Here is a 25,699-nt window from a genome sequence, read left to right as displayed (position 1 = left end):
GCCCGGGCTTTTTCGTTGCAGCAATCGCTCAGTTGCTGCGGGTGACGTTCAGGCCCTTGAGCAGGTTCAGCGCCTGGCTCAGCTGGTAGTCGTCGTCCTGTGGGCGCGCCGTCTGCTGCTTCTTGCTGCCACTCGGCTTGTCCGCTCCGCCATTGCCGTTGCCCAGGTGGCCGGCCAGGTCGGCTTCCTTGATCAGCTCGCCGCCTTCCTCGCGAGTTAGCTTGGCGCGCGCCACTTCGATGTCCGGCACGATGCCCTGGGCCTGGATGGAGCGGCCATTGGGGGTGAAGTACAGCGCGGTGGTGAGCTTCAGGGCGCGGTCGTTGTTCAGCGGCAGCACGGTCTGCACCGAGCCCTTGCCGAAGCTGTCGGTGCCCATCAGCACACCACGCTTGTGGTCCTGCAGGGCACCGGCGACGATCTCCGAGGCCGAGGCGCTGCCGCCATTGATCAGCACCACCAGCGGTACGCCTTCGCTGGCGTCGGCCGGGTCGGCGTTGAAGCGCAGCTCGGAGTTGGCGATGCGGCCCTCGGTGTAGACGATCAGGCCCTTCTTGAGGAAGTGGTCGGCGACCTCCACCGCGGCCTGCAGCACGCCGCCGGGGTTGTTGCGCAGGTCCAGCACCAGGCCGCTGAGCTTCTTGCCGTTGTCCTTGCGCAGCTTGGCCAGGGCCTTGCCGACTTCCTCGCCGGTGTTGACCTGGAATTGGCTGATGCGGATCAGGCCGTAGCCGTCTTCCAGCAGTTGGCTCTTCACGCTCTTGACCTTGATCACCGCGCGGGTCAGCTCGACGTCGAACGGCTTGCCGCCCTCGCGCACCAGGGTCAGGTTGATCTTGCTGCCAGCCTTGCCGCGCATCTTGTCCACCGCTTCCATCAGCGACAGGCCCTTGGTCGGCTGGCCATCGATCTTGACGATCAGGTCGCCCGGCTGGATGCCGGCCTTGGAGGCGGGGGTGTCGTCGATCGGCGAGACCACCTTGACGAAGCCGTCCTCGGTGCCGACCTCGATACCGAGGCCACCGAACTCGCCGCTGGTGCTTTCCTGCAGCTCGGCGAAGGCCTCCGGCTCCAGGTAGGCGGAGTGCGGGTCGAGGTTGCTGAGCATGCCCTTGATGGCGTTCTCCAGCAGGGTCTTGTCGTCCACCGGCTCGACGTAGGCGGCCTTGATGCGGTCCATCACCTCGGCGAAGGTGCGCAGCTCGTCCAGCGGCAGCGGCGCCTTGCCGTTGACCGCGGCGGCGGGGGCTTCGGCCTCCGTGGCTTCGGCGGCCAGCAGCGTGGGGCTGCCGAGCAGCAGGCCGAGGGCCAGGGCGATGGGGGTGAGGCGACGGAATTGCTGCATGTGAACTCCCAATGTGATGAGGCGCGCGGTCATCCCTGTGCGCGGCACCATTGCGCCGGGTCGCTCGGGCGACCCTGCTGACGGATGGCGAAATACAGCGCCGGAGTGTCCTGGCCGCCGCTGGTGCCTACCGTGGCGATGGCTTCCCCGGCTTTGACGATGTCACCGGCGTCCTTCAACAGGCTCTGATTGTGGCCGTACAGGCTCAGGTAGCCGTTACCGTGGTCGAGGATGACCAGAAGGCCGGCGCCGCGCAACCAGTCGGCGAACACCACGCGCCCGCCATGTACAGCATGCACTTGGCTGCCGGCGGAGGCGCCAATCATGACGCCGTCCCATTTGGCCCGGGAATCGCCATCGCGGGTGGAACCGAAGCGCGCCAGCAGGCGACCGTTGACCGGCCAGGGCAGTTTGCCCTTGGCCTTGGCGAAGGGGCCGCCGAAGCTGGCGCCATCGCTGGACACGGCGGGGCCGAGCGGTAGCGGACGACTGTTGGGATTGCGCGCCTGTTCGGCCTCCAGGGCAGCCAAGCGGCGTGCCTCCTCGGCCTCGCGCGCCTGGCGGGCCAGGGTTTCCTCGATGGTCTTGAGAACGCGGGTCAGCTCGATCTGTTCCTGCTCGCGTGCCTTGAGCTTGCGATCGCCGGCGCCGTACTCCTTGTTCAGCTTGGCCAGCGCGGCCTGGCGCTCCTTGCGTGCGGCGGCCAGCTCGCTGCGGCGGCTGTCGAGGGCACTCTTCTGCTCCAGCAGCTGGTTCTGCTGGGTGGCGATGTCGGTTTCCACGTTGGCCAGCTGGCGCAGGGTCTCGTTGAAGGCCGAGAGCTGTTCCAGGCGGGCCTTGCCGAGGTAGTCGTAGTAGGTGAGGGTGCGCGCGAACTGTTCCGGCTGCTGCTGGTTGAGCAGCAGGCGCAGCGGCTCCTGCTGGCCGCTCTGGTAGGCGGCGCGGGCCTGGATGGCGATCAGTCGCTGCTGCTCAAGGCGCGATTGCTGGAGTTTTTTTTTCTCCTGGTCGAGGCGCTTGAGCTCTTCCTCGCTCTTTTGCAGCTCGCCCTCGAGGCCTTTGACCTGCTTCTCCAGGCCGCCCATTTCCTTCTCGGTGCGCTGCAGCTCCTTCTGCACGCCGGATTTCTCCTGCTGCAGCTTCTCCAGCAGCTTCTTCAGCTCGGCCACGTCGGTGCGGGCGGCTTCCAGCTGCTTCTGGGTTTGCGCCTTGTCGTCGGCAAAGGCCGGGGCGATCAGGCAGGGCAGGAGGGCGGCGAGGGCGAGGGCGCGGAGCATGAGGGAATCGGCACCAGGGGGAGGGACGGGCCTAGTATGCCCGTGGCGCCGGGCAAAAAAAACGCCCGCAGGCGGCAGCCGGCGAGCGTTTCGCGGATTGCTCCGCGTTATTGCAGCTGGACGATGGTCTTGCCGGTCATCTCCGTCGGCACCGGCATGCCCATCAGGGTCAGCAGGGTCGGTGCCACGTCGGCCAGCACGCCGCCGGCGCGGATGGTCGCCGGGCGCTTGCCGACATAGATGAAGGGCACCGGCTCGCAGGTGTGCGCGGTGTGCGCCTGGCCGGTGCACTCGTCTTCCATCTGCTCGACGTTGCCGTGGTCGGCGGTGATCAGGGCTTCGCCGCCGACCTTGTCCAGCGCGGTGACGATGCGGCCGACGCAGGTGTCCAGGGTCTCGACGGCGGCGACGGCGGCGGCGAACACGCCGGTGTGACCGACCATGTCGCCGTTGGCGTAGTTGACGATGATCACGTCGAAGCGCTGATTCTCGATGGCGTCGACGATCTTGTCGGTGACTTCCGGCGCGCTCATTTCCGGCTTGAGGTCGTAGGTGGCGACGTTGGGCGACGGGATCAGGATACGCTCTTCGCCGGCGAAGGGCTCTTCACGGCCGCCGGAGAAGAAGAAGGTGACGTGGGCGTACTTCTCGGTCTCGGCGATGCGCAGCTGGGTCTTGCCATTGTTGGCCAGGTACTCGCCGAGCACGTTGGTCAGCGGTTCCGGCTTGTAGGCGCTGGGCGCCGGGATGCTCGCTGCGTACTGGGTGAGCATGACGAAGCCGGCCAGTTGCGGTACGCGCTTGCGCTCGAACTCCTTGAAGTCGGCCTCGACGAAGGTGCGGGTCAGTTCGCGGGCGCGGTCGGCGCGGAAGTTCATGAAGACGATGGCGTCGCCGTCTTCGACTTTCACCGGCTCACCGATGGTGGTGGCCTTGACGAATTCGTCGCTCTCACCGCGCTCGTAGGCGGCGGCCAGGCCTTCCACGGCGCTGGCGGCATTGAATTGCCCCTGGCCTTCGACGATCAGGTGGTAGGCCTGCTCGACGCGGTCCCAGCGGTTGTCGCGGTCCATGGCGAAGTAGCGGCCGGTGAGGCTGGCGATGCGGCCCTTGCCGAGCTTGGCGAAGGTGGCGTCGAGCAGCTCGATGGACGGCTGGGCGCTCTTCGGCGGGGTGTCGCGGCCGTCGAGGAAGGCATGCAGGTAGATCTTCTCGGCGCCGCGCTGGGCGGCCAGTTCGGCCATGGCCACGAGGTGGTCCTGGTGGCTGTGCACGCCGCCATCGGAGAGCAGGCCGAGGATGTGTACGGCCTTGCCGGCGCCGACCGCCTTGTCCACTGTGGCATTGATCTCGGTGTTCTCGAAGAACTCGCCGTCGCGGATCGCCTTGGTCACCCGGGTGAAGTCCTGGTACACCACTCGGCCGGCGCCGAGGTTCATGTGGCCGACCTCGGAGTTGCCCATCTGCCCGTCCGGCAGGCCCACATCCATGCCGCTGCCGGAGATCAGGCCATGCGGGAAGGTGGCACGCAGGCGGTCGTAGACCGGCGTGCTGGCGGCGTGGATGGCGTTGTACTCGGGATTATCGCTGTGGCCGAAGCCATCGAGGATGATCAGGACCAGAGGTTTGGGCATGGCGCTCATGGCGGCTCGCTTGTTCGAGGTGATCAAAAAAGGTCGCGCATTTTAGCGGTGTAACGCCTGCGGCGTCACCGCCGGGCGGGGCTTGGCCGACCTGTGGGGCTGTGTATACTGGCCGCCATTTTAAGGCTATGGAACCCCGCGATGTTGGCCCACCTGATTGAATTTGCCACTAACCACTATGCATTGAGTGGATGCTTCGCCTTCCTGCTGGTGCTGCTCATCGTCACCGAGCTGCGCAAGGGCGGCCAGAGCCTGTCCAGCCGCGAGCTGACCGCGCTGGTCAACAGCGACCAGGGCGTTGTGCTGGATATCCGCAATCAGAAGGACTTCTCCGCCGGCCATATCGTCGACGCGATCAACATTCCCTTCGACAAACTGGTCGGCCGCATGGTCGAACTGGAAAAGTACAAGGCCAAGACCGTCATCGTGGTCGACGCTATGGGCCAGCATGCTGGCACCGTCGCTCGCGACCTGAAGAAGGCCGGCTACACCGCGGCCAAGCTGGGCGGCGGTATCGCCAGCTGGCGTGGTGACAACCTGCCTGTGGTCAAGTGACATGTCCGAGGTGGTCGTCTATTCCAGCGCCTGGTGCCCTTACTGCATTCGCGCCAAGCAGTTGCTGGCCAGCAAGGGCGTAGCCTTTCGCGAGGTCAGCGTGGACGGCAAGCCTGATGTGCGCGCCGAGATGACCCGCAAGGCGGGCCGCACCTCGGTGCCGCAGATCTGGATTGGCGCCACCCATGTCGGTGGTTGCGACGACCTCTACGCCCTGGAGCGCGCGGGCAAGCTCGACGCGCTGCTGCAGGCCTGAATCCTTTCAGAAACCCGAAACAAGAAGAACCGTCATGACTGAACAAGCGAACAACGGCGCAGCCGCCGAGCAAGAAGGCCCACAATTCTCCCTGCAGCGCATCTACGTGAAGGACCTGTCCTTCGAAGCGCCGAAGAGCCCGGAAATCTTCCGCCAGGAGTGGGCGCCGAGCGTGGCGCTGGATCTGAACACCAAGCAGAAGCAGCTGGATGGCGACTTCCAAGAGGTGGTGCTGACCCTGTCCGTGACCGTGAAGACCGGCGAAGAAATCGCCTTCATCGCCGAAGTGCAGCAGGCCGGTATCTTCCTGATCAAGGGCCTGGACGCCGCCTCGATGAGCCACACCCTCGGCGCTTTCTGCCCGAACATCCTGTTCCCGTATGCCCGTGAAGCGCTGGACAGCCTGGTAATCCGTGGTTCCTTCCCGGCCCTGATGCTGTCGCCGGTGAACTTCGACGCTCTGTACGCCCAGGAGCTGCAACGCCAGCAGGCCGCCGCTCAGGCCTGATTGCGTCGCCAAGAAAAAGCCGCCCTCGGGCGGCTTTTTTCGTTTCAGGAGCCGGCGAAGCCGAGCTGGCGCCAGCCCTCGTAGACCACCACGGCCACTGCGTTGGACAGATTGAGGCTGCGGCACTCCGGGCGCATCGGCATGCGCAGGCGGTTTTCGTCGGGGAATTGCGCCAGAACCTCGGTCGGCAGACCGCGACTCTCCGGTCCGAAAAGCAACATATCGCCGGCACGGAATTCCATATGCGCGTAGCTATGACTAGCCTTGGTGGTGAATGCCAATATTCTGTCGGGGCGAATGGACGTGATACAGTCCTCCAAGGAATAGTGGCGTTTCAATGTCGCGTATTCGTGATAGTCCAGTCCGGCCCGGCGTAGACGCTTGTCGTCCAAGTCGAAGCCGAGCGGCTCGATCAGATGCAGATGGCAGCCGGTATTGGCGCAGAGGCGGATGATGTTGCCGGTGTTCGGAGGAATCTCCGGCTGGAACAGGACGACATGGAACATTGATCAGGCTCAGGTAGGTCTGTAGTCGCCATTCTACAATGCACTTGGCGCGACTCGCCTGAACAAGGGTGAGCGGAGCAAGGAGCAGGGGGGATTTCGCCGTTGGTGTGGTTCGCGAAAAAAAGAACGACAGCGGACGGGTTGTTGGGCATCGAGACCGGGCCCGAAGGCATTGCCCTGGCGCGTGTACAGCGCGTGCCCGGCGAAGCGCCGCGTCTGCTTGACTGCCTGTTCCGCAAGGCCGTTCCGGCCGAGCAACCCGCTGCGCTCAAGGCCGTGGTCGTCGAGCGTGGCCTGACCGGGATGCCGGTCAATCTGGTTTTACACCCCGCTACCTATCAGATGCTTCTGCTCGATGCGCCCGATGTGGCCGCCGAGGAGCTGCGCGACGCCATGCGCTGGCGGGTCAAGGACCAGATCGCCGAGCCGCTGGAGCAGATGGTGGTGGATGCCTTCCGCCTGCCCGAGGACGCCTACCGTGGCCGTTCGCGCATGGCCTATTGCGCGGTGCTGGCCAAGGCGCGCATGCAGGCGCTGGGCGATCTGGTCGAACAGGCCGGGCTGCACCTGCACAGCATCGATATCACTGCGCTGGCCTTCCGTAACCTTGGCCTGCTGGCCGGTGCCGAGAACATGAACGTCGCCCTGCTGCGGCTGCGCTCCAGCGAGGGCGTGATCTGCGTGCAGAGCGGTGCCGACCTGTACATGGTGCGCCGCATCGAGCAGGGGCTGGATCGTGCCGGCGACGACTACGGCGCCGTGACCCTTGAGATCCAGCGCTCGCTCGACTATTTCGAGAGCCAGTTGGGCAAGGGCTATATCAACCGCCTGCTGCTGTTGCCGACCAAGCGTGATGGCGCGGCGGCGTTGCAGGCGCTCTCCACCGGGCTGGCGGTCAAGCTGCAGGGGCTCGACCTGCGCGAGCTGTTCCCCGGCCAGGCCAGTGCCGAGATCGACAGCGTCGAGCAGGCCTACTGCATGGCTGCCGTCGGTGGCGCCCTGCGTCAGGAGGTTTCCTGATGCAGAACATCAACCTTTACCAGGTCGAGCGCCAGCGTCGGGATGGGCCGGAGAAGGCGCAGATGCTGCTCGGCCTGGTCCTGCTGGGTCTGCTCTGTCTGCTCCATGCCGCCTGGCAGGGTTGGCAGTGGCGGTCCGCCGGACAGTTGCAGGTCGAGGCTGAATCCAAGGCGCAGCAGCAGGAGAACAGTCTGGCTGCTGCTCGGGCCAGCTTCATCGAGCCTCATCTGGACGAGCAACTCCCTGCCGAACTGGCCACCCAGGAGGCGCGCAATCGCGAGCTGCAGCGGCTCATGACCTACCTGCAGACCCTTGCCCAGCAGCATCGCGCCGGTTTCACCGCCCCGTTGCAGGCCCTGGCCGATCAGCATCCTCAAGGTGGCCTCTGGCTGAACGGCATCCATCTGAGCGACGGTGGCACGCAACTGCGCCTGCAGGGGCGCAGTCAGAATCAGGAGCTGTTGCCGGCGTATCTCGATGCGCTGGGCGCCAGCCCGGTATTCAAGGGACGTGAGTTCGCCCGCCTGGATGTCAAGCGCGGCGAGGATCAATTGCTGGATTTCGACCTGTCCTCGCGTCCCGCCGATCAGGAGAAGAAGGCCGATGAATAAGTGGCTGCAGCGCTGGCAGGGCATGGCCGCCCGTGAGCAGTGGCTGACCTACTGCGTGGGCCTGGCCCTGCTGGGCGTGTGCTATCTGCTGCTGATCGGTGATCCGCTGAGCACCGCCGTCGCTAGTCGCGAGGCCGCTGCCAAGCTGGCCGAAGGGCGTGCCCTCGAAGCCGCTAACGGCCTCGCAGAGCTCGATGCCAAGCTGAAGGCCGATCCCAATATCCCTTATCGCAGTGCCCTGCTCGTGGCCTCCGCTACCCGTGAGGATCTGATCCGCCAGGTCGACACCGGTACTGCCGAGCTGGTTACCCCGGAGAAGATGAAGGCTGTGCTGGAGAGCCTGCTCAAGGCCCAGCAGGGCCTGAGCCTGATGGGCATGCAGAGCTTCAGCGAGCCGGTGCAACTGCCGCAGGAGAGCAAGCCGGCTGCCGTCCCGGCCGTCGAGGCCCAAGTGCCGACCGATGTGACTCTATATCGCCACGGCCTGGTGCTGGAGCTGGAAGGCGGTTACTTCGACCTGCTGCAGTACCTGGCCGCGGTGCAACTCAGTGGCTGGAAACTGAACTGGGACAGCCTCGACTACGAGGTCGGCGAGGCCGGTCCGAGTCGCGCCAAGATCAGCCTGAAACTCTTCACCTTGAGCCGCAAGGCAGGATGGGTCGGTGTCTAGAACCTTGCTCCTTGGCCTGCTGCTGGGCTGTGGCCTGGCCCAGGCGGCTGTCGATCCGACGCAGCCGCCGGCCAACCTGCGTCCGGCCACGGCAGACCATGCTCCTGCTGCCCTAGCGCTGCAGGCCATACTGCGTGGAGCTCATGGCAGCCGTGCGGTGATCGATGGCCAGACCCTGCGCGTCGGCGAGGAATACGCCGGCCTGCGTGTGCTGGCCATCCACCCGCAATCCGTATTGATCGAGCGTCAGGGCCAGCGAGAGCTGCTGCGCCTGGCTGAACCCGTTATGAAGCCGAGCCGATGATGCCCATGACTCAGAACCTGTCGAAACGCTGTCTGCTGCTGGGCGTGACCTGCCTGCTCAGCGCCTGCCAGACCTTTATCGATGGCGACAAGCAGCTCTACGAGCAGAGCGGCAAGCTGCTCGACGAGAGCGTGCGGCAGGCCGATGCCCAGCGCAAAGTGGCGCCGCCACCCGCCGTGCAGGCTGCCCTGTTGCCGCCGCTGACCAGCAGCCTGTACAGCGGCGGCCCGCGCTTCGACGTGGCGGCCAAGGACATGCCGGCCCGCGACTTCTTCCTCAGCCTGATGGACGGTGCCGGGCAGAACCTGGTGGTGCACCCGGAAGTCACCGGCACCATCACCTTCAGCTTGCGTCGAGTGACTCTGGAAGAAGTGCTCGCCGCCGTGCGCGATAGCTATGGCTACGACTACCGGCGTACCAGCTACGGCTACCAGATCCTGCCGAACAAGATCGTCACCCGCAGCTACGACCTCAACTATCTCAACCTGCAGCGCCTGGGCGAGTCGGACACCCGCGTCAGCTCCGGCCAGGTGGAGAGCACCGAGAGCGACTCCAGCTCCAACAGCAACAACAACGGCGGCAGCTCCAACAGCGACCGCTCGGTGACCACGCTCAATGCCAGCAAGGTGGTGACCACCAGCAATGTCGACTTCTGGAAGGAGGTCGAAGGTGTGGTGCGCGCCATAGTCGGTGGGGAGGAGGGCAACAGCGTGGTGGTCAACCCGCAGGCCAGCCTGCTGGTGGTACGTGCCAACAGCGCCGACCAGGAGAACGTCGCGCGCTTCCTCGAACAGGCGCAGCGCAACCTGCAGCGCCAGGTGGTGCTGGAGACCAAGATCCTCGAGGTCGAACTCAAGGACGGCTTCCAGGCCGGCATCAGCTGGGATCAGTTCGGCAGCGAGGGAGGCGTGTCGCTCGATGGAGACACCCTTACCGGGCCGGACGGCATCGGCGGCGTGTTCAGCGGGCTGCTCACCATTGGCGACTTCACCGGCCTGATCCAGTTGCTGCAGACCCAGGGCGAGGTGCGTGTGCTGTCCAGCCCGCGCATCTCCACGCTGAACAACCAGAAGGCGGTGATCAAGGTCGGTACCGACGAGTTCTTCGTCACCGAGGTGTCGTCCAACAGCTCCACCACCACCGTTGCCGGCGTTACCCAGCCGACCCAGGACGTGACGCTGACGCCGTTCTTCTCCGGCATCTCGCTGGACGTGACGCCGCAGATCGACCAGAACGACGTGGTCACCCTGCATGTGCGGCCTACCGTGAGCCGTGTGGAGGACCAGAACAAGACCATCGTCCTGGGCGAAGACAACGTGTTCAACCTGCCGCTGGCGCTGTCCACTTCGCGCCAGTCTGACTCCATCGTGCGCGCCCGCAGTGGCCAGGTAGTGGTGATCGGCGGTCTCCTGCAGAACACCAACGAGAACAACGACGCCGAAGTGCCGTGGGCCAGCACCCTGCCGATCGTGGGCAACCTGTTCAAGCAACAGCGAAAGTCGCTGCAGAAGAGCGAACTGGTGATCCTCATGCGTCCGCAGGTGGTCACCGACGATGTCTGGCTCAACGAGCTCAAGCGCAGCGCGGAAACCTTCCAGGAGCTGAGATAAGGCGATGTACGAGGCCTTCTTCGGTCTGCGCGAGAAGCCTTTCGCGCTTACGCCCAACACCGGCTTCCTGGTGCAGCTGGCGCCGTACCAGGCGTGCCTCAATCTGCTGCGGGTGGCGCTGGGCGAAGGTGAGGGCTTCATCAAGGTTACCGGCGAGGTCGGTACCGGCAAGACCCTGCTCTGCCGCGCTCTGCTCAACGAACTGGAAGGCGAGCGCTACCAGCTGGCCTACCTGCCCAACCCCGGCATGAGTCCGGTGGGCCTGCGCCAGGCGCTGGCGCGCGAGTTGCTGATCGAAGGTATCGAGGAACTGGATGCCCAGGGCGTGCTGGATGCCTTGCATCATCGGCTGATCCAGCTGGCCGCCGAGGGTCGCAGCACCGTGGTGCTGATCGACGAGGCCCAGGCCCTGCCGACCGCGACGCTGGAGGCCCTGCGCTTGCTGACCAACCTGGAGACCGAGCAGGCCAAGCTGCTGCAGGTGGTGCTGTTCGGTCAGCCGGAGCTGGACGCTACCTTGGCGCGTGACGAGTTCCGCCAGTTGCGCCAGCGCATCACTTTCTCCTACCAGCTGCGCCCGCTGGATGTGCGCGACTGCACGCGCTATCTCAGCGAGCGCTTGGCTGTGGCCGGCTACCGCGGCGAGCCGCTGTTCGCCCCGCGGGCGATCCGCCGCCTGGTGCGCGGCAGCGGTGGCATCCCGCGGCTGATCAACATCCTCGCGCACAAGGCGCTGATGGTGGCCTTCGGCGAAGGCCGGCGGCAGGTATCCAGCGAACACGTGCGGCGTGCCCAGCTGGATACCGAGGGTGCCCAGCCGTTCCTGCAGCGTGGTCCGAGCTGGCTCGGCTGGGGGCTGGCGGCGAGTCTGTCGCTGCTGCTCGTGGTTGGTGCCTGGCCCTGGCTCAGCCAGTGGCGGGAGCTGCTGCCATGAGCCTGGTCAACGACATGCTGCGTGACCTCGAGGAGCGCCGCGCTGCGCCTACCGAGCGCCTGGCGCTGGAAGGGCTGCACGCGGTGGACGAGGTTGGCGCCAATCGTCGCGAGCGCATCGAACGCCTGCGCCGTGGCTCCATCTGGTTCCTCGCAGTGATGCTGATCGCCACCCTGATCGGCGTGATGATCGGCCGGGTGGTCAACGGCCAGATTCCCTGGGGCGGGGTGATGCCCAAGCCACAGCAGCCGGTTGCCGCCGCTCCGCTGGTGGCACAGCCTCGATTGCTGGAGGTGCTGCCACAGAACGATTCCCGTGGCCTGACCCTGCAGCTTCTGCTGGAGCGCTCGGTGCCCTACCAGCGTACCGAGGAGAGCGGGGCGGTGAGCTTGCGCCTGCCGGGCGTTGCGCTGGTCGGCGGGCCGCAGGCCAGTCGCGTGCAGCGTAATGGGCGCAGCCTGTCCTGGCGCGTCGAGGCGCAGGGCGAGGATGTGCAGGTACTGCTGGTCGGCCTCGGCGAGGGACTGGAGGTGCGTGATCGCCTGGAGCCTGTCGGCGATCGCTGGATGCTGTGGATCGAGGTGCCGTTGAACGAGCCAGTGGCCGCCATAGAGCCGTCGCTGGAGCTGGACCAGCTGCCCGCAGCCGCTCCGGCCGAAGAGCGCGCGGCGGAACCGGAAATGCCGGCTTGGGCCACGGCGCCTGTGCCAGCCGCCAGGGTTGCAGAGCCCAGTGCGCCGGCCGTGCAGCCCGAGCCGGTCAGCGGCCCGCCGGAAGTGAAGATCCAACCCTATCGCCCCGACGGCCTAGCCGAGGCGCGCCAGGCAATCCAGGCCGGTGACTACCGCAAGGCCATCAGCGAGCTGGAAACCCTGCAGAAAACCCGCAGCCAAGACCCGGAGGTGATGCGCTGGCTGGCGCGTGCTTATCTGGGTGATGGTCAGCAGGCGCGGCTGCTCGGCTGGTTGCCGGAGCAACTGGCGAAGACACCGCAGGACAGCGAGCTGCGCCTGCTGCTGGCACGCGCCCAGCTGCAGGCCGGTGACACCATGGGTGCAGTGGCTACCCTGGAGCAGAACGCCCCTGCCCTGGCCCAGGAGCCCACCTATCACGCCTTGCTGGCCGCCAGTTATCAACAGACCGGGCAGTGGCAGCAGAGCGCCGCGCTGTACCGGCAGATGGTTGCCTTGCGCCCCAGCCAGGCGACCTGGCAGCTGGGCCTGGCCATCGCCATGGAGCAGCTCGACCAACCGGGTGAGGCTGCCCGTCACTACCGCCTGGCCCTGCAGGGGCTAGGGCTGGACGAAAGCGCCAGGCGCTTCGCCAGCGAACGCGTTTCGGCTCTGGGAGGTCGAGGATGATTGAGGACGCCCGCCCGTCCGCCGATGCGGCGCAGCGCAAGATCCGTCTTGGCGACCTGCTAGTGCAGGCTGGACTGATCAACGATGCGCAGCTGCAGCAGGCCCTGCAGGAGCAGAAGCGCACCGGCTCCAAGCTCGGCCGCACTGTGGTCGACATGGGCTTCGTCGCTGAAGTGAAGCTGCTCACCGCGCTGTCCGAGCAGTTGAAGATTCCCTTCATCGAGCTCAAGCATTTCAAGTTTGACCAGCAGCTGGTGCAGACCCTGCCGGAGGCCATGGCCCGGCGCTTCCGCGCCATCCCGCTTTCGCGTGAGGGCGGCGGCATCCTGGTCGGCATGTCCGACCCGCTCGACCTGTTCGCCCAGGACGAGATGGAGCGCATCCTCAAGACCCGCGTGCACCCAGCAGTGGTGCGCGAGGCCGAGCTGCTTGGCACGCTGGATCTGGTCTACCGGCGTACTAGTGAGATCGCCTCGATCGCCGGCGAGCTGGAGGGCGAGCTGCAGGACAGCGACTTCGACCTGTCCAAGCTGGGTGCCGACAACGTCAGCGATGCGCCGGTGGTACGCCTGCTGCAGACCCTGTTCGAAGACGCGGTGCAGATGAAGGCCTCGGACATTCACATCGAGCCGGACGAGGGCGTGGTACGTATTCGCCAGCGTATCGACGGTGTGCTCAACGAGCAGGTGATGAAGGAGCAGCGCATCGCCTCGGCGCTGGTCATGCGCCTGAAGATCATGTCCGGTCTGGACATCTCCGAGAAGCGCCTGCCGCAGGACGGCCGTTTCAACATCCGGGTGAAGAACCGCAACATCGACGTGCGGGTGTCGACCATGCCCGTACAGTTCGGCGAGTCGGTGGTGATGCGTCTGCTCGACCAGAGCGCCGGCATCGCCAGCCTCGACGCCGGTGGCATGCCGCCGGACATGCTGGCGCGTTTCCGTCGCCTGTTGCAGCGACCCTACGGCATGGTGCTGGTCACCGGCCCCACCGGCTCGGGCAAGACCACCACGCTGTACGCCGGGCTGGCCGAGCTGAACAGCCCGGAGAAGAAGATCATCACCGTGGAGGACCCCGTCGAGTACCGCTTGCCGCGAATCAACCAGGTGCAGGTCAACACCAAGATCGAGCTGACCTTCGCCCGAGTGCTGCGCGCCGCTCTGCGTCAGGACCCGGACATCGTGCTGATCGGCGAGATGCGCGACCAGGAGACCGCCGAGATCGGCCTGCGCGCCGCGCTGACCGGCCACCTGGTGCTGTCGACCCTGCACACCAACGACGCACTGACCTCGGCCATGCGCCTGATCGACATGGGCGCCGAGCCCTTCCTGGTTGCCACCTCGCTCAATGCCGTGCTGGCCCAGCGCCTGGTGCGTCGGGTGTGCGAGAACTGCATGGAAGACCACCAGCCCGAGCCACAACAGATGGCCTGGCTGGAGAGCCTGCATGGCTCGGCGCTGGCCGGACGGGCCTTCAAGCTCGGCGCCGGCTGCCACCAGTGCCACAACACCGGTTATGCCGGGCGCCTGGGCGTGTTCGAGTTGCTGGAGATGGACGAGGCGATGATCGCCGCGTTGCGCCGCAACGATCCGCACGGCTTCGCCGAGGCGGCCAAGAACAGCGCCAACTATCGCCCGCTGGCGGCCTGCGCGCTGGATTACGCGCTGGCCGGCGTGACCAGCGTCGAGGAGGTGCTCAAGGTCTGCGCTACCCTCACCGATGAGGCGCTGGCATGAGCCAGTTCCGCTACACCGGGCGCGATGCTCAAGGCGGAAAGGTCGTCGGCACCCTGCAGGGCGCCAGTAGCGATAGCGTTGCCAGCGACCTGCTGGCGCAGAAGATCACCCCGTTGACCATCGAGGAACAGGCGGAGCAGAACGGCGAGGACGTGTTCGCGGCGCTCAAGGAGAAGCTGCGGCGCAAGAGCATCGACCTGGAGGAGCTGATCATCTTCTGCCGGCAGATGTACAGCCTGACCAAGGCCGGCGTGCCGATCATCCGCGCCATCGGCGGCCTGGCCGAGTCACACCGCAACCAGTACTTCCGCGAGGTACTGCAGGAAGTGCGTGCCGATCTGGAGGGCGGCGTCAGCATGGCAGTGGCGCTGCATGCCCATCCCAAGGTCTTCGGCACTCTGTTCATCAGCATGATCAGCGTCGGCGAGAACACCGGCCAGCTCGACCAGGCCTTCCGCCAGCTTTCCAGCTACCTGGAGCTGGAGCGCGAGACGCGCAAGCGCATTAAACAGGCCACCCGCTACCCATTGTTCGTCATGGCCGCCATGGGCGTGGCGCTGGTGGTGATCAACCTGTTCGTGATTCCGGCTTTCGCCAAGGTCTTCGAGCAATTCCATGCCCAGCTACCCTGGCCGACCCGGGTGCTGATCGGCACCTCACAGTTCTTCCAGGACTTCTGGTGGCTGATGCTGCTGGCCTTCGTTGGCGGCCTGTATGCCTTCTTCAAGTGGGCGGAAACCGACGCCGGCGCGCTCAAGTGGGATGCCACCAAACTGCGCCTACCTATCGTCGGCGGGATCTTCGAGCGCATCGCCCTGGCCCGCTTCACCCGCACCTTCGCCATGATGTACAAGGCCGGCGTACCGCTGCTGCAGACCCTGTCGATCAACAGCGCCAGCGTCGGCAACCGGCATATCGGCCAGGCTATCCTCGGCATGCGTGAAGGCGTCGAGCGCGGCGAGGCACTGACCCGTACTGCCTCGGCCAGCGGGCTGTTCACCCCGCTGGTGCTGCAGATGATGGCGGTGGGCGAGGAGACCGGTGCGCTGGACGACCTGTTCGTCGAAGTAGCGGATTTCTATGAACAGGAGGTCGATTACGACCTCAAACAATTGGCATCGGCCATCGAACCTATCTTGATCGTGGCCATGGGCTTGATGGTGCTGATCCTGGCCCTGGGCGTGTTCCTGCCCATGTGGGAGCTGGCTTCGGTGGCCAAGGGCGGCGCGTGAGTCCGGATTACGAGGCCGGATACTGGGTGCGCCGCTCGCGCCTGTTTGGTTGGGGACTGACCCTGATCATGGCGACAGGATTGTTATTGGCGCTAGGCTGGAAAATAGCCGAGGTCAGCGAAGAACGGGCCATGCAGGCCACTCGCGAAAATCTGGCTACCAGCCTCACGCATGTGGCGGCGGAGCAGATGGCCAAGGACCAGGTGCCGGATGCGGCCTGGCAGAAACGGAATCCGTTCGTGCTGCTGCGCTGGCAGCAGGACAACTACTGCGGTGAGTTGGCCGCGGGTGATGAGCCTGAAGTCGGCTGCTGGTACTGGCTGCCGCAGCAGGCATGGGTGTTGTACCGGCCGCGTTTTGCGGACGGATGGACGAAGGAAGGGAGTGAGGTGCGGGTTTGGCGGTTGCTGGCGGTTCCCGATGTAATGTCGACTGCGTCACAATCGGTTCGCAATGCCTTTGCCCTGGAGCTTGAGGCGGTCCCTGCCGTGGAATTGGCCGCGCAAGGGTTTTGAGTCAGAGAGGAAGCACGATGAAGAACAGCAAAGGTTTTACCCTGATCGAACTGGTGGTGGTGATCGTCATCCTCGGCATTCTCGCCGCGGTGGCGCTGCCGCGCTTCATGAACGCGACCAAGGATGCGCACCGCGCAGCCGTCGAAGGCGCGGGTGGGGCTCTGGCTTCCGCCGTGGTGCTGGTGCGCTCGCAGTGGGAGGTCAATCGCAGCAAGGGTGTGGCTAACCCCAATACCAACGTGGTCGGCTTCGGTGACGGTACCGTCGACGTGAATGCAAGCGGTTGGCCGCTGGGTACTGGGGGCACTCTCGATTGTGTTGGTCTCTGGGGTGCCCTGTTGCAAGGCTCTGCTCCCAAGGTGGCTACTGCGGCCGCCACTGGCATCGATTATGTCGCCACCAGCGGTGGCACCGATTGCGTGTACACCTACCAGGCGGATGGTGCCGACGACACCATCACCTACGATCCCACCGATGGCACCGTGGAAACGGTCTTCACCGAATAACCCAACCAAGGGACTCTGAAAATGAAAAAACAACAAGGCGGCTTCACCCTGATCGAGCTGATCATGGTCATCGTGATTCTGGGCATTCTGGCGGCGTTCGCTCTGCCTAGATTTGCGAACTTGGGCCAGGATGCACGTATAGCAACTTTGAATGGCGCCCTAGGCTCCGTGCGCTCCGCATCTGCTGTCGCGCATTCCGTTGCTTTGGCGAAGGGAACTGCTGCCGGTGGTTCCGTGACCCTGGAGGGAGTTGCCATCACGATGGCTAACTATTACCCGACTGCAGATGCTGCCGGCATCGTGGCTGCAGCACAGTTGAGCAGTGAGTTTGATACCTCTGGCGGTGGTGCTGCTCCTCTTGTCATCAGGGTGAAAGGTGCGCCAACGCCGGCAACCTGTTCGTTCTCCTACACTGCTGCGGCTGCAAATGCGGCACCTACCATCAGCGATATCACTGCTTCCAATACAGCGGGGTGCTGATATCCGATGCGCGGCTTCACCCTGGTTGAGCTGATGCTGGTGATGGTCATCATCGGTATCCTTGCCGCCGTGGTGGGGCCGCGCTTCTTCGTTAGATCAGATTTTGATCAGCGCCTGTATTACGAAGAAGCACTCGCCGCTGTGCGTTATGGGCAGAAGCTGGCTGTGGCCAGCGGTTGCCTGATTCAGGTGGACCTGAACAGCGTCAGTGGTTACAGCGTGCAGCGCGCCGCCACCTGCACTAGCGGCAACTTCGTCGCGGTGCAGGGCCCCGATGGTCAGACGCCCTACGCCAAGGCCTTGCCAGGCGGCGTCAGTATCACGGCTACCACTTTTCCAGTGGTGTTCGACTCCCAGGGGCAGCCTTCGGCGGCTGCAGCCGCCACTATCAGCGGCTTCAATATCAGCGTGGCGGCCACTACAGGTCTGGTGCAATGACGCGTCAACGTGGCATGACGCTGGTCGAGTTGGTGCTCACCATCGTGATCGTCGGTCTCGCCGCTGCCGCGTTGTACAGCGCCATGGCAGCCATCGGCGGCCGTTCGGCCGATCCCATGCTGCGGCAGCAGAGCCTGGCCATCGCCGAGGCTTATCTCGAAGAGATCTCCTTGCAGCCTTTTCTCGACCCGGGCAGCGGGAATATCTGCCCGGCAGCGCCAGCGGGGCGTGCCAATTTCGACAATGTCTGCGATTACAACAGCCTCAACGATATCGGGGCTCGCGACGCGCGAGGGCAGTTGGTGGCCGGCCTGGGCGGATATTCCGTGCGAGTCTTAGTTGCGCAGCAGGCCTGGGAAGGCCTGGCCGCTAACCGGGTGCTTTATGCTCAGGTCACTGTGACTGATCCGACCGGCCAGACGCTGACGCTCGCGGGCTATCGAACCTGCTATGACGGCTATGACCAGAGTGGAAACAGCGTATGCCCGTGAAGATACTGGGGAAGGGGTTTACGCTGGTCGAGCTGGTCATGGTCATCGCCCTGTCAGGATTGGTGGTACTGATGATCAGCACTGTGCTGTCGCGACCGATGGAGGGGTTCGCCGGGCAGAGCCGGCGGGCAATCCTGGTGGACCAGGCGGCTGGGGCTCTGAGCCGCATGAGTCGTGATGTGCGTCTGGCCATCCCGAACTCTCTGCGAGTCTCGGCCAATGGTCAGGCAATGGAGTTGCTGCTGATCCATAGCGCAGGGCGCTATCGACCGAATCGGACCGGCAGCGAAGGCTTGGTGTTCACCAGTGGCGCAGCGGGTTCATGCGGTAGTTCGACAGCTGGAGGTCGCTGCGACAGCGTGCAGGTTCTGGATGGCAACTTTAACCCTGCCGGAGCCCGCTGGATGGTGCTGTACAACATTGGTGCTGATTCGGGAGGTGTTCCTGTGGCAGGCAACAATGTATGGGCGCCGGCCAATCCGGGAGTCATTACGCCGACAGGCACGACCTTCAGCGCGGTCACCGGAACGCCGGCGGGGGAGAGCCAGGTCATTCTCGGCAATCTGCCAGCTGGTGGTTTTCGCTTCAGCTTCGCATCGCCGCAGCGGCGCATGTATCTGGCTCAGGAGGTGGTTGGATACCGCTGTGACGGTGCTGGCCGCTTGTTGCGTTATAGCTACAACACTTTGCAGGCTGCTATTCCGGACCCTCCGCCAAACAACTCCAACCCGCAGCCGGTGGCGGTCAATGTCACCAACTGCAGCTTTGTTTATCAGGCAGGCAGCACTCAGCGTACCGGTCTGCTGGCCCTCAATCTGCAACTCAGTCGGGACGGCGAGAGCGTACAACTGATGCAACAGGTCCATGTCGACAATGCGCCCTGACCTGAACCAGCACCGCTCGGCGGGCTTCGGTCTGGTAGCAGCTATGTTCCTGATTATCGTGGTGGCGCTGTTGATTGCGGCAATGGCACGTCTGTCGAGTGGTCAGCACGCTACTACCAGCCTGGCCATTCAACAGGCGCGAGCTTATCAAGCGGCTAGAAGCGGACTCGAGTGGGGCATAACCCAGGCTTTCAACAACAGAAACTGCGCTACGGGTAGCCCAGCCCTGGGTGGCAACCTGAGCGAGTTCACAGTGGCCGTGGCCTGTAACAGCAGTGGCTATACCAATGAGCAGGGTATAGCGATCACCATATTTCGGTTTACCGCCACGGCGCAGAATGGCAATCCTAGTGCCCGTCCTGACTACGCTTACCGACAGCTGACAGCGGTAGTTGAGAGATAGCGATGACCATCATGCAGCGATTCAGCTTTTCGCGCCTGACGCTTCTACTGGCCTGCCTGCTGCTACCGGGGCTGGTCCAGGCTGCCACCTACACCTTCGGCCAGGGCTTTTTCTCGACCCATAGCCCGCCTCCTTGCCAGGGCGGCACCTGGTCCAATCCGAACAGCGGCAGCACCTATATCTGCAGTGGTCGCGTGGTGCTGGCAGCAGGAGACGTGGTCATTGTCTCCACGGCCTGGTTCGAGCCCCTCGACAGCATCGTGATCCGGGCGGCCGGGGGCTTCACGCTGGCTGGCAACAGCATCGGTACCTCGGGCAAGAACATTTCCCTGGAGACCGACTACAGCACCATCACCGCGACGGGAACCAACAACATCAACGGTTCGGTGAAGGGGGGCAGCGGCAATATTTCGCTGACGGCAGGCACCATCACCGGATCGTTGGAGTCTGCCAGCGGCTCGATCACCCTCAATGGCACGACGGTGAATGGCACGCTGACCAGTAGCGGCCCCAACAATCTGACCAATGCCACCATCGGTGGCGCCGCCCAGATCACCAGCACCCTGGTTGCAACCTCGACGACGTTCGGCAGCAACGTCACCACGAGTGGCACGGCATCACTGAGTGCCGGCAGTGTCGCGGGGGCGCTCTCCTCCGGCGGCAATATCACGACGACCAATGGCACGACCATTGGCGGGGCCGTTACCAGCACCAACGGTACTGTCAGCCTCGGTGGGGGCAGCGTGGGGGGCAAGGTCACCGGCACCAACGGGGTGACCTCCAGCAACACCAACATCACCGGTGATGTCGTGGCAACGGGAGGCACCATCAACCTCACGGGCGGCACCATCAACGGCAACATCAGCGGCAGTTGCTGCCAAATCACCTTGAGCGGCTTGACGCTGAATGGCAACGCCTCGGCTACCAACAACAATCTGGTGGTCAACAACAGCACCGTCACGGGTAATCTGACGTCCACCAATACCATCACGCTGGGCAGTACCAACGTCACCGGTGATGTCACTGCGGCCTCATGGAGCACCATCACCGGCACCGGGAACAGCAAAGTGGTGGGTACCTGTACCCCCAGCCTGACTTCGCCGACCGATCTGTGCGAAGCGGTACCGGTGCCATCCTGTGTCAGCGACAACTTCAACCGCACTGCGCTGGGTACCAGCGACTGGGCCGTGACCAGCCGCAGCGGCACATTCGGCGTGCCGAAGATCGTGACCAATCGCTTGCGCCTGACCGATGACAGTACCGAGGTGGCGACTGCAGTTACCTTCCAACGCCTGTTCCCGGCGGCGAACAACCTCATCACGGTATCGTTCGATTACAACGGCTACTCGAACAAGTCGACTCGCGGGGCGGACGGCATCGCGTTGATTCTTTCCGACTCCGCGATAACCCCTCAGCCAGGTGCCTATGGTGGCTCCCTCGGTTATGCGCAGAAAACCGGTATCTCCGGGTTCGATGGCGGGTGGCTGGGCATTGGTCTCGATGAGTTCGGCAACTATTCCGCAGCTGCCGAAGGGCGCGTCGGTGGCCCTGCCTTCCGGGCAGATGCAGTTGCTATTCGTGGTAGCACGGCCAGCAGCTATGCCTACCTCACTGGCACCAACACCCTCTCGCCAGGGGTCGATGCGAGTAGCGCCACGACGAGCGCGTCGCCCGGTCACCGCTATCGGATCACCATCGACTCCCGGACATCGGGCAAGACGCTGGTCACCGTCGAGCGTGATACCACTGGCTCGGGCAACAGTTTCAGCACCTTGATATCCAGCTATGACGTGCGCGCCAGTGGGGTTCAGGGCACCGTTCCGCAGAATTTCTGGGTCAGTTTCACCGGCTCGACCGGCAGCAATGCAAACAACCATGACCTCGACAACCTGCAGATTTGCGCCAACAGGATGAACACCATCGGGGCCCAGATCGATCACTTCGAGTATGTGTACTCCGGTACGGCCCTGACCTGTAATCCGCAGCCAATCACGATAAAGGCCTGCCTGAATTCCAGTTGCTCCAGCCTCTATACCGATCCGGTCAGTGTGACGATGAGTCCTTCGGCCGGATGGACTGCGACCGCTCCAGCTACGGTCACGGGTGGCAACGTCATCAACTTCTCCGGGGGAACGGCGACCGTCCAGCTAAGAAGCGGGGCGGGTGAGGTAACCATTGGAGAAAGCAGTTCGGTGCCTGCCGTCAGGCCATTGACCCAGCGGGTCTGTTCTACCAGTGGCTGCAAGATCACTTATGCCGACAGTGGTTTCCTGATCAATGTGCCCGACATGATCGCTGGCAAGCCGGTGGATGGAACCATTCAGGCTGTGCGCAAGGCTGATAACTCGGCCGTCTGCGTTCCTGGTTTTGCCAACGTTTCACGCGGAATTCGTTTCAATGCCAGCTACAGCGATCCAGCGAGCGGCACCAAGTCGGTGGTAGTCAACAACAGCAGCGTAACCACTACGACGAGCGCGGCTGCCGCAACGGCAACCCCGACGACCCTCAATCTGGACTTCGATGCCAATGGCCGGGCGCCGCTGAGCGTGCGCTATAACGACGCCGGACAGATGAACCTGAACGCCAGCTATGTGGATACCACGGCGAATCCTGGCCCTGGCTCCTCTGGCCATTTGATTACCGGCTCCACTTTGCTTCCATTCGTCAGTCGCCCCTATGGCCTGTGTATTCAGACCGACTCGCCAACCGATCAAGCGACATCGAGCAACTACGCATTCGACTCGCCACGCTTCTCCAGCACCATACGCGCGGGCGACCTCTTCGATGTCCGTCTGAAACCGGTGATCTGGACGAGTGCTACGGACTCGTCTCCACCGCTCATGGCCGCCAATATCTGTAATAACGAGACGACCCCCAATTACCAGCAGGCCGATGTGGCATTGAGCACCGTGCTGCTTGCTCCTGTCGGAGGTGTGAACGCCACGCTGGGAAATGCGGGGCTTCCCGTCGACCCTGACCCGGCGAAATACGCTCATAGCGGTGCCAGTACGACAGTGCAGCGCTCGGTTTCCGAGGTCGGCGTCTTCCGGATCGTGGCCACCCCTCCGGCCTATCTGGGCAGGAGCATGACGCATGCGTTGAGCTACAGCGACCGGGTCGGTCGCTTCGCTCCAGCCTATTTGAATGTTGCGCTAGCCGCTGAGTTGCCGCCCAGCTGCGGGATACCGACTGCCAGCGGATCTTTTAGCTACCAGGGCCAGCCTATCGTTCCCAAGACAACCTCAGAGCTGACGATCGAGGGGCGCAATCGGCAGGGGAGTGTCACCCTCAACTACGATCTCTTCTGGCGCTTCAGCACCGTCCCTGAGCATCGTTACTTTTCCAGTACAGGGCGTTCCGAGATCGATTCACGCGTACGCATCGCGCCCCCTTACGACGCTTGTGTAGCTGCGGATAGCCCGTCGCTCTGCCAGGCGGTGCGCTTGGGTAGTCAGACAGCCCTTGTGCTCAGTTCGGATGCAACGCCGAAGGATGGCAAGCGAGCCTTCGCCTTATCGGGTCAACTGCGTTATCTGAAGCCGACTTCACCCTCTTCGCAGGACTCGCCTTTCGACGGCAAGGTGCAGATGTTCATCGACAAGAGCAAGTTGGTCGACGATGACTCGACTTCTTACAGTCAGGACAAGGGCACCACGTCGGTCGACTTCCTGTCCTCGGTTGTGGATGCCGGCAAAGTGAGGCTGGGGCGTTTGCGTACCGAGAATGTGGCTGCGCCGGATGTGGCTGTGGGCAGCAATACCAAGCCGGTTGCGGTGATGCCTATACCGCTCGAACAATGGAGCGGATATTCCTGGGCGCAGGCCGCGGACAGCTGCACCGGCCTGAGCGCCGTCCCTAGCAAGTACCAATACATTGGCAATCTGACCCAGGTCTCTTTAGGGGCTTGGGACAAGACGAGACTTCCAGTCGTTGCCGAACAGGGACAGAACAATCAGCTGAATGGTGCTGCAACCCTGCGCTTCGAAGTAACTTCTTCCCACCAGGGCGGCAGTACGCTGTCAGCGGCAATTTGGCTGTGCACTAGGCGGGATACCGAGGCCATTTCCAATGGTGGTATATGCAGTTCCACTTCTTCCGAAATCACGGCCGACGCCGCGGCGACCGCAACCTTCGGAATCTATCGAGGTTCGACGCCGCTGATCTATCGCCGTGAGGTCTATCGCTAGTTCATGGTCCGGATCGGTGCGATTGCACCAGAATCGTTCGCCTCTGATCGGGCGCTTTCGCGATGACTTGGCTGCCTGGAGTGCGGGTAAGCGCAGGAAGCCGCGCCGAAATACCTGATTTCTTGCATAGAAATGAAAAAGGCCGCCTCTGAGGGCGGCCTTTTTGCCTGGGGTGTAAAAGAGGGGATTCCCCGGCCTGCCTGTACCAAGGTCCCCAAAACTGGAGTTACCTGATACTAAGCAGGAGCTGTGCCAGTTTTATGACCGTGGCTATTTTTCTGCTGCAGCGCCTCCGTATGCAGATTCGCTCAGGTGCACTCAGGGCGTCTTTTCGGCAGCTGTGCGGATCAGGGCAGGGGGACTAGTCTTCACGGAGTCTTCTGGCAGTCGGACATGGCGCATGAGCGGATTACGCGGTTGGGCATTGCTGTTTGCACTGCTGCTGGACGCCCCGGCCATGGCCGAGCACCTGCGCCTGACGGGCGATGCCTGGCCGCCCTTCACCGATCAGACGTTGCCCAACAACGGGCTGGCGGTGGACCTGGTCAGTTCCGCCCTGCAGCGCGCCGGGCACAGCACCGAGTATGTCGAGGTGCCCTGGGCGCGGGTGCTGCGGGGGCTGCAGCAGGGCGATTACGACGTGGTGGTCGCCGCCTGGTACAGCGCCGAGCGGACCCGCTACGGGCTGTTCTCCGATCCCTATCTGGTCAATCGCATCCGCTTTCTGCGTCGCACCGGCATGCCCATCGAATACACCGATCTGGGGCAGTTGAGCGCCTATAGCATCGCCGTGGTGCGCGGCTACAGCTATGACGCGGCCTTCGATAGCGCCGCGGGGCTGAGCAAGGTGCCGGTGCTGGAGTTTGCCATGGGCGCACGCATGCTGGCGGCCGGGAGGGTGCAGCTGACCCTCGAGGACGAGCTGGTGGCGCAGTACCACCTCAACAGCGACCTGCGGGAAATCCGCAACGCGGTGGAATTCATCGAGCCGCCGCTGAGCGAGAACGGCCTGCACATCCTGGTGCGCCGCAGCCATCCGCTGCACCAGCAGATCGTTCGCGAGTTCAATGCCAGTATCGAGGCGATGCGCGCAGACGGCGGCTACCGGCGCATCTTTCAGCGGCACGGCCTGGACAGTGGGGAACAGTGAGCCAGGCATAGCAGAGTTGTAACTTGCTGTTGCTAGATTGCGCGGCCATTCGCCACGCGACTGCATCGCGTGGCATCGCCCAACCTCAGTAGGCAGCCATGATCACAGCCCGCCAGCCGTTCCTGATCCGCTCGGAGAATCTGAGCGCCGACGAGTTCGGCGCACTCTTCACGCGCATGTTCGGCAGCCTCTACTCGGGGCTGCCGCGCCCGGAGAACAAGATTGCCATTGCCGGTGTGTACGGCCGTTATGAGGGCGTCAGCTTTCGTCAGCTGAGTTTTCGCGGTGACCTGCTCACCGCATTGCCCGACATGGACGATGAAATCAGCTTCATCTTCCCCACGGCCGGCAAGGTGGTCTTCAACCAGGCCGGCGAGACGCTGGGTGTGCCGCAGCTGGGCCTGGCCATCGAGAAGGCGGCGGTGCGCTCGGTGGGATTTATCGACGGCCACTCGCAATACGGCCTCTCGGTCAGGCGCTCGATCTTCGCCCGACGCCTGGCGGCGCTGCTGGAGCGGCCGATCCTGCACAAGGTGCGCTTCCAGCCGGTGGTCGACCTGAGCGTCCAGGCCTGCCAGGGCATCAAGGCGGTGGTCGGGATGGCCACCGGCGGCGGCTTCGATGCGCTGCTGCATGGCGGCTCGCTGATGCCGGCGCGGCTGCAGGAGATGCTGGTGGATGCGGTGCTGGAGGCTTGGCCGCACAACTACAGCGAGGCGTTGCGGCGGCCGGGACCTTCGATCGCGCCGCGGCATGTGAAGCTGGCGATGGAGTTCCTGCAGGAGCACCCCGGCAAGCTGATCAGCGGCAGCGAGCTGGCCGAGTTGTGCAACGTCAGCCTGCGCGCCTTGCAGGATGGCTTCCGGCGTTTCGCCGGCACTTCGATCGGCGCCTATCAGCGTGAGGTCAGGCTGCAGCGTGCCTACCAGGTCCTGCAGCAGGAGGATGTGCAGTCGGTCAGCGAGGTGTCGTTGGCGCTGGGCTTCAGCAATGTCGGGCGCTTCTGCCAGTACTTCCAGAATGCCTTTGGCCTGAGCCCTGCGGAGCTGCGCAGGTCGCGCTGACTCGGCCGGCGAG

The 25,699-nt window shown here is 64.0% G+C and carries 26 protein-coding genes; 22 read left to right on the top strand and 4 right to left on the bottom strand.

Going from position 1 to position 25,699, the window contains the following annotated elements; genetic code table 11:
* Window positions 1–28: 28 nt before the first annotated feature.
* The 3 genes from PTT45_RS05285 to gpmI all read right to left on the bottom strand — a co-directional run bounded on the left by PTT45_RS05285 (window position 29) and on the right by gpmI (window position 4,265).
* The gene (locus PTT45_RS05285; RefSeq protein WP_273811917.1) at window positions 29–1,345 is read right to left on the bottom strand and encodes a S41 family peptidase; all 1,317 of its coding nucleotides are present in this window, start codon (window positions 1,343–1,345) and stop codon (window positions 29–31) included.
* A 29-nt stretch (window positions 1,346–1,374) separates the two neighbouring features.
* Window positions 1,375–2,622: a murein hydrolase activator EnvC family protein gene (locus tag PTT45_RS05280; RefSeq protein WP_273811915.1), complete on the bottom strand. Its 1,248-nt coding sequence runs from the start codon at window positions 2,620–2,622 to the stop codon at window positions 1,375–1,377.
* A gap of 107 nt (window positions 2,623–2,729) precedes the next feature.
* Window positions 2,730–4,265 carry a 2,3-bisphosphoglycerate-independent phosphoglycerate mutase gene (gpmI, locus tag PTT45_RS05275; RefSeq protein ID WP_273811913.1) on the bottom strand — a complete coding sequence of 512 codons (1,536 nt, stop codon included), beginning with the start codon at window positions 4,263–4,265 and terminating at the stop codon, window positions 2,730–2,732.
* Between the two features lie 141 nt (window positions 4,266–4,406).
* Between gpmI and PTT45_RS05270 the strand changes: the two genes are divergently transcribed.
* Genes PTT45_RS05270 through secB form a run of 3 tightly spaced genes read left to right on the top strand, consistent with a single transcriptional unit; the run spans window position 4,407 to window position 5,584 of the window.
* Window positions 4,407–4,820 carry a rhodanese-like domain-containing protein gene (locus tag PTT45_RS05270; RefSeq protein ID WP_273811912.1) on the top strand — a complete coding sequence of 138 codons (414 nt, stop codon included), beginning with the start codon at window positions 4,407–4,409 and terminating at the stop codon, window positions 4,818–4,820.
* 1 nt (window position 4,821) lies between these two features.
* Complete coding sequence (gene grxC, locus PTT45_RS05265) at window positions 4,822–5,076, top strand: glutaredoxin 3 (RefSeq protein WP_273811911.1); 255 nt, start codon at window positions 4,822–4,824, stop codon at window positions 5,074–5,076.
* A 34-nt stretch (window positions 5,077–5,110) separates the two neighbouring features.
* The gene (secB, locus tag PTT45_RS05260) at window positions 5,111–5,584 is read left to right on the top strand and encodes a protein-export chaperone SecB (protein ID WP_043308077.1); all 474 of its coding nucleotides are present in this window, start codon (window positions 5,111–5,113) and stop codon (window positions 5,582–5,584) included.
* 44 nt (window positions 5,585–5,628) lie between these two features.
* Here the strand turns inward: secB and trmL are convergent, their stop codons facing one another.
* The gene (gene trmL / locus PTT45_RS05255) at window positions 5,629–6,090 is read right to left on the bottom strand and encodes a tRNA (uridine(34)/cytosine(34)/5-carboxymethylaminomethyluridine(34)-2'-O)-methyltransferase TrmL (protein WP_273811910.1); all 462 of its coding nucleotides are present in this window, start codon (window positions 6,088–6,090) and stop codon (window positions 5,629–5,631) included.
* A gap of 144 nt (window positions 6,091–6,234) precedes the next feature.
* Here trmL and PTT45_RS05250 point away from each other — a divergent pair, with 144 nt between their 5' ends.
* From PTT45_RS05250 to PTT45_RS05160, 19 genes are all read left to right on the top strand, one after another.
* Window positions 6,235–7,110: an MSHA biogenesis protein MshI gene (locus tag PTT45_RS05250; RefSeq protein WP_273811909.1), complete on the top strand. Its 876-nt coding sequence runs from the start codon at window positions 6,235–6,237 to the stop codon at window positions 7,108–7,110.
* Window positions 7,110–7,721, top strand: coding sequence for a PilN domain-containing protein (locus PTT45_RS05245; protein WP_273811908.1), 612 nt, complete (start codon window positions 7,110–7,112; stop codon window positions 7,719–7,721). The genes PTT45_RS05250 and PTT45_RS05245 overlap by 1 nt, the downstream gene beginning before the upstream one ends.
* Window positions 7,714–8,391, top strand: coding sequence for a type II secretion system protein GspM (gspM, locus tag PTT45_RS05240; RefSeq protein WP_273811907.1), 678 nt, complete (start codon window positions 7,714–7,716; stop codon window positions 8,389–8,391). Before PTT45_RS05245 ends, gspM begins: the two co-directional genes overlap by 8 nt.
* On the top strand, window positions 8,384–8,695 hold the full coding sequence (locus tag PTT45_RS05235) for a Type II secretory pathway component (protein ID WP_273811906.1): 312 nt from the start codon (window positions 8,384–8,386) through the stop codon (window positions 8,693–8,695). Before gspM ends, PTT45_RS05235 begins: the two co-directional genes overlap by 8 nt.
* A gap of 5 nt (window positions 8,696–8,700) precedes the next feature.
* Complete coding sequence (locus PTT45_RS05230; protein ID WP_273811905.1) at window positions 8,701–10,305, top strand: secretin N-terminal domain-containing protein; 1,605 nt, start codon at window positions 8,701–8,703, stop codon at window positions 10,303–10,305.
* Window positions 10,306–10,309: 4 nt separating this feature from the next.
* A complete protein-coding gene (locus PTT45_RS05225; RefSeq protein WP_273811903.1) occupies window positions 10,310–11,239 on the top strand; it encodes an ExeA family protein in 930 nt (309 codons plus the stop codon).
* Complete coding sequence (locus PTT45_RS05220) at window positions 11,236–12,600, top strand: tetratricopeptide repeat protein (protein WP_273811902.1); 1,365 nt, start codon at window positions 11,236–11,238, stop codon at window positions 12,598–12,600. Before PTT45_RS05225 ends, PTT45_RS05220 begins: the two co-directional genes overlap by 4 nt.
* Window positions 12,597–14,336, top strand: coding sequence for a GspE/PulE family protein (locus tag PTT45_RS05215; protein WP_273811901.1), 1,740 nt, complete (start codon window positions 12,597–12,599; stop codon window positions 14,334–14,336). The genes PTT45_RS05220 and PTT45_RS05215 overlap by 4 nt, the downstream gene beginning before the upstream one ends.
* Window positions 14,333–15,568 (top strand): type II secretion system F family protein, encoded by a 1,236-nt coding sequence (locus tag PTT45_RS05210; protein ID WP_273811899.1) that lies wholly within the window; start codon window positions 14,333–14,335, stop codon window positions 15,566–15,568. The genes PTT45_RS05215 and PTT45_RS05210 overlap by 4 nt, the downstream gene beginning before the upstream one ends.
* Window positions 15,565–16,083 carry a hypothetical protein gene (locus tag PTT45_RS05205; protein WP_273811897.1) on the top strand — a complete coding sequence of 173 codons (519 nt, stop codon included), beginning with the start codon at window positions 15,565–15,567 and terminating at the stop codon, window positions 16,081–16,083. Before PTT45_RS05210 ends, PTT45_RS05205 begins: the two co-directional genes overlap by 4 nt.
* 17 nt (window positions 16,084–16,100) lie before the next feature.
* Window positions 16,101–16,589, top strand: coding sequence for a type II secretion system protein (locus tag PTT45_RS05200; RefSeq protein WP_273811895.1), 489 nt, complete (start codon window positions 16,101–16,103; stop codon window positions 16,587–16,589).
* A 21-nt stretch (window positions 16,590–16,610) separates the two neighbouring features.
* The gene (locus tag PTT45_RS05195) at window positions 16,611–17,069 is read left to right on the top strand and encodes a type II secretion system protein (RefSeq protein WP_273811894.1); all 459 of its coding nucleotides are present in this window, start codon (window positions 16,611–16,613) and stop codon (window positions 17,067–17,069) included.
* A 6-nt stretch (window positions 17,070–17,075) separates the two neighbouring features.
* Window positions 17,076–17,507: a pilus assembly FimT family protein gene (locus tag PTT45_RS05190; protein WP_273811893.1), complete on the top strand. Its 432-nt coding sequence runs from the start codon at window positions 17,076–17,078 to the stop codon at window positions 17,505–17,507.
* On the top strand, window positions 17,504–17,998 hold the full coding sequence (locus tag PTT45_RS05185; RefSeq protein ID WP_273811892.1) for a type II secretion system protein: 495 nt from the start codon (window positions 17,504–17,506) through the stop codon (window positions 17,996–17,998). The genes PTT45_RS05190 and PTT45_RS05185 overlap by 4 nt, the downstream gene beginning before the upstream one ends.
* Entirely contained in the window at window positions 17,989–18,882 is an 894-nt protein-coding gene (locus PTT45_RS05180; RefSeq protein ID WP_273811891.1) for a PulJ/GspJ family protein, read from the top strand. Before PTT45_RS05185 ends, PTT45_RS05180 begins: the two co-directional genes overlap by 10 nt.
* 43 nt (window positions 18,883–18,925) lie before the next feature.
* Window positions 18,926–19,285: a hypothetical protein gene (locus PTT45_RS05175; RefSeq protein ID WP_273811890.1), complete on the top strand. Its 360-nt coding sequence runs from the start codon at window positions 18,926–18,928 to the stop codon at window positions 19,283–19,285.
* 2 nt (window positions 19,286–19,287) lie between these two features.
* On the top strand, window positions 19,288–23,472 hold the full coding sequence (locus tag PTT45_RS05170) for a DUF6701 domain-containing protein (protein WP_273811889.1): 4,185 nt from the start codon (window positions 19,288–19,290) through the stop codon (window positions 23,470–23,472).
* Between the two features lie 400 nt (window positions 23,473–23,872).
* Window positions 23,873–24,622 (top strand): substrate-binding periplasmic protein, encoded by a 750-nt coding sequence (locus tag PTT45_RS05165; protein WP_273811887.1) that lies wholly within the window; start codon window positions 23,873–23,875, stop codon window positions 24,620–24,622.
* Between the two features lie 98 nt (window positions 24,623–24,720).
* On the top strand, window positions 24,721–25,686 hold the full coding sequence (locus tag PTT45_RS05160; protein WP_273811886.1) for a helix-turn-helix transcriptional regulator: 966 nt from the start codon (window positions 24,721–24,723) through the stop codon (window positions 25,684–25,686).
* Window positions 25,687–25,699 lie beyond the last annotated feature (13 nt).

Origin of the sequence: Pseudomonas sp. Gutcm_11s (assembly GCF_028649395.1) — a bacterium.
Lineage (GTDB): Bacteria > Pseudomonadota > Gammaproteobacteria > Pseudomonadales > Pseudomonadaceae > Aquipseudomonas.
This window is presented reverse-complemented; position numbering and strand designations above follow the sequence as displayed.